Origin of the sequence: Klebsiella sp. EMBS2024, from assembly GCF_036233805.1 — a bacterium.
GTDB classification, from domain to species: domain Bacteria; phylum Pseudomonadota; class Gammaproteobacteria; order Enterobacterales; family Enterobacteriaceae; genus Klebsiella; species Klebsiella pneumoniae.
In genome coordinates, this window is record NZ_JAZARW010000001.1 from 2,460,658 (window position 1) to 2,469,792 (window position 9,135).

General features: G+C 61.2%; 7 protein-coding genes and 1 pseudogene. All 8 read right to left on the reverse strand.

Annotated features, from left to right (window positions below):
• Positions 1-42 precede the first annotated feature (42 nt).
• A complete protein-coding gene (locus VZP09_RS11380) occupies positions 43-372 on the reverse strand; it encodes a DUF1869 domain-containing protein (protein ID WP_016530916.1) in 330 nt (109 codons plus the stop codon).
• Between the two features lie 83 nt (positions 373-455).
• A pseudogene (locus VZP09_RS11385) lies at positions 456-1,371 on the reverse strand (sugar ABC transporter substrate-binding protein).
• A gap of 131 nt (positions 1,372-1,502) precedes the next feature.
• Positions 1,503-2,918: a VasL domain-containing protein gene (locus tag VZP09_RS11390; RefSeq protein WP_021314025.1), complete on the reverse strand. Its 1,416-nt coding sequence runs from the start codon at positions 2,916-2,918 to the stop codon at positions 1,503-1,505.
• 19 nt (positions 2,919-2,937) lie between these two features.
• Positions 2,938-3,381, reverse strand: a complete 444-nt coding sequence (tssE, locus tag VZP09_RS11395; RefSeq protein WP_004152261.1) for a type VI secretion system baseplate subunit TssE — start codon at positions 3,379-3,381, stop codon at positions 2,938-2,940.
• Positions 3,382-3,383: 2 nt separating this feature from the next.
• On the reverse strand, positions 3,384-3,920 hold the full coding sequence (gene tssJ, locus VZP09_RS11400) for a type VI secretion system lipoprotein TssJ (protein WP_020806091.1): 537 nt from the start codon (positions 3,918-3,920) through the stop codon (positions 3,384-3,386).
• Positions 3,901-4,917 carry a type VI secretion system baseplate subunit TssG gene (gene tssG, locus VZP09_RS11405; RefSeq protein WP_074184326.1) on the reverse strand — a complete coding sequence of 339 codons (1,017 nt, stop codon included), beginning with the start codon at positions 4,915-4,917 and terminating at the stop codon, positions 3,901-3,903. Before tssG ends, tssJ begins: the two co-directional genes overlap by 20 nt.
• A gap of 29 nt (positions 4,918-4,946) precedes the next feature.
• Positions 4,947-6,710 carry a type VI secretion system baseplate subunit TssF gene (tssF, locus tag VZP09_RS11410; protein ID WP_021314028.1) on the reverse strand — a complete coding sequence of 588 codons (1,764 nt, stop codon included), beginning with the start codon at positions 6,708-6,710 and terminating at the stop codon, positions 4,947-4,949.
• A 133-nt stretch (positions 6,711-6,843) separates the two neighbouring features.
• The coding region (locus VZP09_RS11415) for an ImcF-related family protein (protein WP_328795144.1) at positions 6,844-9,135 on the reverse strand (2,292 nt) is incomplete at its 5' end.

Sequence of the window (9,135 nt, forward strand, 5' to 3'; positions counted from 1 at the left end):
ATCCACGCAGCGGCGTGGATTTTTTTTTACCCAGGCGACACGCTACTCCACAATATGGGTATCTTCTGCCGCCTCGTAGCCATCAACGATCTGCACAATTTTCTTTAACTCAGCCTCAATAAAAGCCGGGGTGGCGCTTTCCCCAGAGGCCGGGTGATGAAGCTCCACCGAGATGCCGCTGGCGGCATTGGTCAGCGACAGGCTGATCTCCAGCTGGCCCCGCGAGGACGAAGAACGCCCGATATGCTGCATGATAGCCGTCGCCGCCGCGCGCGTATCAACGTCTGCGAGATGCCCCCATCTCATTTCAACATGCCCCTGCTGTCCTGCCTTTATCACCTGCAGCGTATAGCCGCTTCTTGCCGTTGCCATGCCNNNNCCTCCGATTTAGTTGCCCGGGCGTCGCATTATCAGCCCGGTTTTATCAGCCAGGTTCGCGCACCTGTGCCTTGCCGTTAATGACTCTTTTCCACATAGGTCTGCATGTTTTCTTTGGTCACTAACTCAAACGGGATCCAGACATGAGACTCGACCTTTTCTCCTTTAATCAGCTTCAGCGCTACCGCTAAGGCCGTTTTGCCCTGACCGACGGCGTCCTGGAAAACCGTCACCTGAATCTTATCGCTGGCCAGGGCTTTCAGCCCGTCCGGGGTGGCGTCGATCCCGCCGATCAGCAGCTTCTTCTGGCTTTTCTCCAGCGCCATCGCCGCGCCAATCGCCATCTCATCGTTGTTCGCCGCCACAATATCAATCGCTTCTCCGTTGCCCGTCCAGTTCTGCATCAGATCCATTCCCTCGCTGCGGGAATAGTTGGCCGGCTGTTTCTGCACCACTTTCATTGCCGGATACTTGGCCACCACCTGCTCCACATCTTTGGTGCGCTGCAGCGCGCCGGCGTCGGTGAGATTGCCGATCATGATGGCGACGTTGCCTTTGTAGTTNGCCAGCTTCGCCAGCGCCTCCATCTGCAATGTGCCAGACTCCCGCTCGTCCGAACCGACAAACACCACGCCGGGCGGTAACGNNNNTATCCCCCGGCGTCCGGTTCACATACACCAGCGGCATTTTGGCCTGCTGCGCCATCTTCGTCAGCTGCGGGGTGCTGGCGGAGTCCACCGGGTCGACGATGATCGCGTCCACGCCGGAGGCGATGAAGCTCTGCACCTGATCGGCCTGGCGTCCGGTGTCGCCGCGGGCGTCTTCAAACTGTACGTCGACGTGGCGGGCTTGAGCTTCTTTCTCAATGGACTGGCGGATAATAGTGAGAAAGTTTTGATCGAAGTAGGCCATTGCGACGCCGATCTTCTCCGCTAATGCCGAAGCGGAACTGGCCAGAAGGCCTACTAACAGGATGATTTTACAGTGCTTCATAGTATGCCCTCAGAGATCGAAATAAAATTTTCAATACAACTACAAACGGTATATTTAAATCATTTTCAGACTACGAAGGGCGTTCGGTTCTTGCAATATTGATGTAAAGAAAATGTTGCCATGCGCACACTTTATTTCACCGCCTCACTCACCGAGGGCTCACCGGTTGCGGGGAGCGCAGCGGTCGGCGACGCCGGCTGTTTTCGCTTCAGCAGGGCATACTCCACTATCAGCTGTTGCAGATGCAGCTCCGCGAGGCTTCCCCGCGCGGCTGGCCAGGGTTGTTCAACGGGAAGCGCGGCCAGCTGGCGCAGCTGCTCCTCCAGCGGAACAGCGCGGTTAAACGACTGTGTGATGGCAAATACTGCGGTTTTCAGTTCGCTCACCGTCAGGTACTTCCCCTTCTGCTCGTCGAGGGCATTGAGCTGGTCGGCGAGCCGCTGCAGCTGCTGCATGCCCTCCGACCAGCCGGTAAGATTTTCCGCGGGCAATGCGCCAGCACTCAGCTGCTGCCGCCACTGCTGCGCCAGCGGTTGCGCCTGATCCGGCCAGCGGATAAGGGCCTGGTGGACCAGCTGGTCGCCGTAGCTGACCGCCCAGTCCGGCGCCAGGCGGGCAAGCTCGCCAAGCTGGCGCTGCGTCTGTGGCAGATCAACCGGCCCCGGGGGCGTTGTCGCCGGCAGGCCCGGTATCGGTCCGGCATTTTGGGTGACCGAAATGGGCGGCAAGTCGGACTGACGCAGCGCCAGCCATCCGCCGACGGCGATACCCGTTACCGCCAGCATGGTAACCATTCCGGCGATAAACGGCTTCCAGCGCGGCGCGGCTGCCGGAGTAGACGCCGCCACCGGCGCGGGCCGCTTTGCAGGTGAAGGCGGAGCCAGCGGCTCAGCCTTTGGTCTACGTTTTAGGTCTGGCACTGGCTCAGCCTTCGCCGCATCCTCTTCGCTGACCAGAGTGCCGGGAAGTTCCGCGTCAGACACCGCCACCGGCGGCGCGGTGGGAAGCGCTGGCGCAGGGTCGAGGCTCTCGAAGCGAGTTGCCGTGCTGTACAGTAGCGCCCGCAGGTCGCTCAGCTGGTTTTCAGGAGCGATCTCAAGGCGCTGGAGCACTGCGTCGAAGCTTTGCAGCGAACGTTCAGCCTGCTCAAGCGAATCAACATCCTCTGGGGTAAGATTCAGGGTACGGATCACCTGCCGCAGCCGCTTGCTCAGGGTGCGGAAGATCTCTGTCCGGGCCGGGAGCGCCTGTGGCCACAGGTTTTTCCCCTGACGAACCAGCAGCGACTCCATCAGCGTCAGCCCCTCATTGATCCCTGCCACCCCGCCCAGCCGGGCGCGGGCCAGGGTATACCAGGCGACAGTCTGCAGGTCCGCGCCGTGATGCTCCAACAGCCCGCGGGCAAGCTGCTCGGCATACGGCCAGTTAATATCCGGCCGCGCCGGGTGGCTGAGCTTGTTCATTTCCGCACGCAGGGCCATAAAATCAGCCAGCGTGCGCGGGTCGCCACCGGCTTTATAGTGACGGTCGTGGTGTGTTGTCATCATGATGTCTTTCAGCGAGAGATTAGAGGGCGGAGCGGGCGTCAAGGTACTGCTGACGTTTGAGGTGGCGGATCAACACCCTGCCCTCGGGCATAAACTCCGTGCCGTAACGCACCAGGCCAATATCCTTCAGCTCCGCATCAATGGCATAGCGCAGTTCGCCGGGCGCATGCTGATCGAGCATCACCACCGCGATCCGCTGCAGGCGCGGTTCGTATTTCAGCAACACCGCCGACAACGTGCTCATCAGCTGGTGCGCCGACGCTGGCATCCCCTGGAGGATAGCGGTCATATCCGGCAGGCCGTAGTCCGGCAGATGCGCCAGCGTTCCGGCCCGACAGTTGAGGATACGCTGCATGTTATCGAGCACCGACAGGATGACCTGATCCGTTTCGCTGACAGTATTCAGGTCAAGCCCGCCGGCGAAATTGCCGTACAGGATGTCATACAGGGAGGGACGAGGCATTTTCACTTCTCCTTAAACGGGTGCAGCGTCAGTTGATTTTGGCTGGCTTCGATAATGCGCGGCCTCGCCGGATCAAGTTCGTCCCGGGTGAGTACCAGCCGCCAGCTGTTTTGCGTCAGGTCTGGATCGATAAACATGGCCGCCACCGCCACAAACTGCGCGCTGGTTTCCATGGGCATATCGACGGTCACCGATTCGCCCGGACGCAGGCGAACATCTTTTTCCGCCACCCGGTCCGTCTGCAGCGCCTGGCCATCGCCGGCAAACAGCGACGGGTAGTCAGTATTGTCGAACGCTTGCCGGTCCTTCAGCTGATAAATACGCACCACCGTCGCCAGGGAGGCGCCTTTGGCGTTGTTATTCACGCCTTCCCGGGCGCGAAGATCCAGATGCAGGGTTTTCACCTGGGGGTAAAAAATGGACTGGGTCACGGAAACGGCGCCGTCTTTCACGGTCTGCGTCAGGCCGCAGCCGGTTAAGACGGTAACCATGAGGAATGCCAGCAACCTGGCGGAGGGTTTAACTGCGGTAATCGCCATCTTCATCGCTCTCCCTGCGGTGGATATTTTCCCGGACGCGCTGATAGCGCCCCAGATAAATCGTGACTCTGTCGTCAGCCTGTTTCTGCGCATCCAGAGGACGCAGCACAGCGGTACGGCCGAGCTGGACGGCATGCTCCTGCTGGCAGCAAAGTTGCGCATCCGGCAGTAAATGGCGGGCGACGCAAAGCTGCAGCCGCACGTCAAGATGAGATCCGAGCCAGACGTGCAGAAGCGCCATCAGGTCGCTGAACAGTTCGCCGCCGGGCAGCCAGCCGCGAACCTCATCAGGCTTTTCCGTGGCCAGCTGCAGCAATACCTGACCGTTCACATCCGTGGCGTGGGTTCCCATCACTGGCCTATGTTGCAGGCTAACCGGCTGACGGACGCTCATCGTTAACGGCTGCGACAAGGGGATCCGGCAGGGATCGTGGTGGTACACCGTCGCCCGGGTCCCCGGGGCCAGGAGCGCCACCAGCGCCTCCATGCCTTCCCCGGATCTCCCCGGCAGCATCATCACCGGCAGCAGCGCCAGAAATCGCGACAGCGGCGATGCGGCAACGGCGGCACATCCCGGTATGCCCAGCCCCGCCAGGCCCAGCAGATACTGCGAGATGTTGTCCGTGCCGCCCGCCCGAAAGGTTGCCGGGTAGGAATATTTGCGCCAGATACGGTAATACTGGGCGATCAGCCGATGGTTAAAGATATCGAGGAAATCCTCGGTGGCCTCGACGCCTTCCCGCCGTTGCGCAATGTCATCGCTATAGTGGGTCGGCAGCGGGGATTCCACGCCGTAGAGTCCCATAAAAGTCACGCGAACCGCCGGCGGACGGGGCGGTTCAGGATCGTCCATTCCACGGATTTCGCCAGCCGGAAAGCCCATCCCCGGATGCGGGCGAAAGCGTATGGGTTCATCACCTAATAGCCAGCCGCTGCCGATGATCGGCGCCTTCGGATGGTTCTTCTCCAGCAACTGGCAGAAGCGGTAAAAATTCATGTACGGCAACTGAGGCCGGAGCTGCGCCATCAGCCGGGCAGGCGCAGACTGTGATTCTCTTTCCACCGGATACATTTCCCTTCAGGTTGAACAATGAGCGTCAGCTGGTTGAACTGATTCATATCGGCATATAGTGCGAAAAAGCGGTTGAGCATATCGCCAAACAGGTGGACATCGCCCGCACCGGTAAATCCGCTACCGTCGAGCGTCACTTCGATATCCAGCCCGCGCAGCAGGAAGCCCTGCTCGAAACGCTGAATTCGGTGATGGCTGACCGCCAGAATGGCGTCCAGACGGCGATTATTGAGCTCATCCTCCCGCCAGTTGTAGAGCGACAGCGTGCCGCGCAGCACCTCGGCGCTGCTCATCATGTTGAGAAAACGGGTGCCCAGATGGCTCATGACCCGCCAGTGGTAGCGGTCTTCCGCCGGGGGATAGGCCGGCAGCGTGGGCTTACAGAGATTGCAGACGGTAAGCGGCGTGGCTGATATCGACTCACAGCGATCCAGCAGCGTGCTCTGTAGCGCCCGGCGCGGCAGCTGGCCGTTAGTGCCGGTGATGCGTAAGGAGACCGTTTCCCGCGCCAGCTCCCGGTCAGCCTCCCATTGCTGTCCGCCGAGGATAAGCCAGGTATCGTGCATGCCGGTTACGCCCCGTTTTACGCGGGTGTGGTAGTAGCGCTCCGGCGCATGGCGACGCATCATTCCCCCCTGGTGACGAAAGCGGGTGAAAGGCACATAGCGTGCCTCCCCGGTGCGCCCGGAGCCGGTCACGCTGTCAACAGAATAGATTTCGGTATGCCCGTCCTGCAGGCGCTTCGGACGCAGGAGATATTCGCTCTCCAGCCCGCTGATGGTCAACGGATCGGCCTCAAGGGTAAACAGGTTAATCACCGGCACACAGTGCAGGCGCAGGCTGCTTGCGCTGACGGGTAAATCACTTTGCCAGACCTCGCTGAACACCACCTCAAGCGTGAAATGCGATATCCCCGCCGGCAGGGTGATGTTTTCCAGGCCATTTAGCTGCACGAACATAAATTTTTCGCGAAAGGTGAAATACTCGAGCAGCAGCTGATAGCCGCTGAAAGCGCTCTCCCCCTTCGGCCATAAACGATCCTCCTCGCTGAATCCCCCCGGGGAAAAATAGCCGTCGAGGCTTACCCGCTCTGTCTGACCCGGCAGACGCAGGTACAGCGCGGCCTGGCGTCGGGTCAGCCACAGATGGAGGGCGCTGCCGGTAACGGCGTCTTCCCCCAGGTACAGCGCCAGGCGGCGGAGATCGGTCTGCGACCAGTCAGCCAGCTCGCTACAGGCGAATCGTAGTCGCAGGGCCGAACGTCCGTCCGGCTCCGCCGTCATCACCGCCTCCTCTATCGCCAGCGGGTTAAGCGTCAGATCGCGGGTGGTTCGGTACCGGCACACGGTATTTTTCGGCCCCAGTGGGCGGGAGCTAATCTCAAACCCGGCGGGCACCGTTTCCGCTATCTTCATCGCCGGCAGCGTTGGGGTCAGCGCCACGATCGATAGCGATGGAATAGTGCGCAAATAGTGCGGCCACAGCATGCTGACCAGCCCCTCGGTCAGCTCCGGCAGATCATCATCAATTTTTTCGCGCAAGCGACCTACGGAAAAGGCAAAGCCTTCAAACAGGCGCTCAACGTAAGGGTCCGGCGTACCGGCTTTATCGAGATCCAGCATCGCCGCCCGATCGGGGTGAGCCTGCGCGAACGCTTTTGCCGCCTCGCGCAGGTAGCGCATTTCAGCATCAAAATATCGCAGGGTTAAATCGTCCATTATGAATATTCCCTTATTCGTCTACAGGGAGACACGCAGCATGGCTGCGCGGTCAGATTAGTTGGCCGTCGGGCGGCCATGAGCGAAGGAGGCCTGGCGTTGCAGGTTAACGCCAATCAGTGAGGGAGAAGGTTCAGTATCCCTCTTCGCCGGGTATATCGTCGGTCAGCGGAACACGTTCAGCAGACGCGCGCACGCTGAATATCGTCTCCGGTAGCGTAAAGTTTCGCAGCGCCAGCAGCGCCAGCGGTCCTTCCCCCGCCTCGGTACGCAGCGTGTAGTTCAGCAACAGACCATCCGGCGCTTTCCAGCTCAGGCTCCAGCTGCTGCTCGTTCCGGGATAAGCGCTGACCACCGCCTTATCCAGCAGACGGATCCACCCCCAGGCGCCCGGGAAATCGCCATACTGGCGGGTGCCCGCCCGGGTACTGATCCAGCTCAGACTGGCGCCCGGCGCTTCGGTGTCAGCGGGCCAGCTGAACCGCCGCCAGACCGGCATCTGGTTCATATAGACAAGTTTCTGATTGTCGATGACCAGCTCCGTCTGCATCACGCCGTCCGCCGTGCCGGGGCGAAGCGCAAAATGCAATCCCGCTTCGCCGTTGGCGAACGCGACGTCGGAGAGATGGCTCAGGGTATTCATCGCCTGCAGAAAGGCCGGGTTAAACGTCAGCCCCTGAGCATTGATACTGTCCGCCATCCAGCGGCTCCCCTCTTTATGCAACACGCCGTTCAGCCGGGTCTGCAGAAAGCGGGCGATGCGCCCGGTCTCGCTGTCGAGGTATTTTGCCAACAGCGGCAGAGAGACTTCACTGCTGGTATTTTTAAAGGGGTAGCGGCCGCCAAAGGCGCTATTCCAGTCCTCCACCACCGCGCTGCGCCACTGGGCGTTGAGACTTTCCGCCGCCGGGGTCAGCACCTGCTGCCAGGCCTGTTCCATCGGGCGAACAAAAAGCGTTTGCCCAAATCCACTCCACTCCTGGCCCAGCCCCGCCGCCACCAGGCTGCCGTAGTCGCGCGTTTCGGTTAAATCCACGGCCTTGCCCTGGAATACCGTCTGCGCAAGCAGGCGGGTCATCGCCTGCGGGTCGGTGGCGTTGGTGACCTGCTGCAGGCGCAGACGCACCTGGGTGACGCGGGTCAGGAAGGTCTGCAGGCTAAGACGGCTGGTGGGCGTCCCGCCGTCGCGATTGTCCAGCAGCGCCAGCACGGGTCCGAAGGTGGCATCCAGAGGACCGCGCGCGCCGGACCGTTGATCGATGACGGGCGAGTTATCACGGTTAAACAGCTGCCTGGCCGATTTGACCAGCGAATCGGCGATGGCTTCCCCGGTCTGGCCGGTTCGCCCCTGCACGCTCAGGGTGTTCATCAGCGCCACCAGCGGCGACTGGCGCACATCGGCCATCAGGGTCAGCTGGTCGATAGCATCGGAGAGGGTCGCCGCGCGCTGCCAGCGCAGACTGTTGAGGAAATCCAGCCAGGCGCCGCTAAAATCAGCGAAATAACGCTCCGCCAGCCTGGCTCGCAGAGCTTCCGGCGACGTCGACTGCGCGGCAGTCTGCTTCGTATCGCTCAACACCCAGTCCATTTCATCGCGGCGTTCCGCGACCACTTTCTCAATGGCCGGCTGCACGGCCTGCTCCCAGGCCTGACGGGTAAACATGCCCGGCACCACCTCATCAGTGCTGAACAGACGCGAAGCATCGGTGTCGGCAGTCATATCCGCCAGGCGCATATCGGCATACTGATTCGCCACCTGCGCGAGCATCTTCTGGTAAAGCGTGGACTCACTGTTGCGCTGGCCCATCTGTCGAATTAACCGTGTGCGCACCTGGCTGACCAGACCGTCATCGACAGGCAGACGCCACTGCGGATGCGACGCCAGACTGGCGGCATAAAATGCCAGCAGCGAAGGGCCGCTGCCCTGCCAGACGGCGTCGGCGATGCCTGAGCGCTGCGGCCAGTCCTGCATTAGCGTAGTGGCGAACCACGCGGCGTCCATTTTTTCCGGGCGGGTCAACATCAGATATTGTTTCAGTTGTCCGTAAGCGGTCTTCGTCATCTTCTCACGCAGTGGGCTGTCCGGCGGCAGCTGCACGAAGGCGGTGAGCTGCTCTTCCAGATGATGCGCCGCCGCATCGCGCAGCAGCGGCTGCACCCTCTCTCCGTAGCGCGGGAACAGCGCCGCCAGCAGGTCATCGTTCTGACTGAGGCCAGCGCGGAGGTACCACGGCGCGCCGTGCTGCGAGCGGTATTCCAGTTGAGAAAGCGTTTTCTGTAACGCGGAGAGCGCATGCAGGCGTACGGCCAGCGGCTGTTTCTCCGCTGAGGCCAGCCGCACCTGCTCCTGTGCGATCGCCACCAGCTCGCGGTTGGCGATAAAAGAGACTGTCATTGAGGCGGCCCAGAGTAACATCAGGGCGGC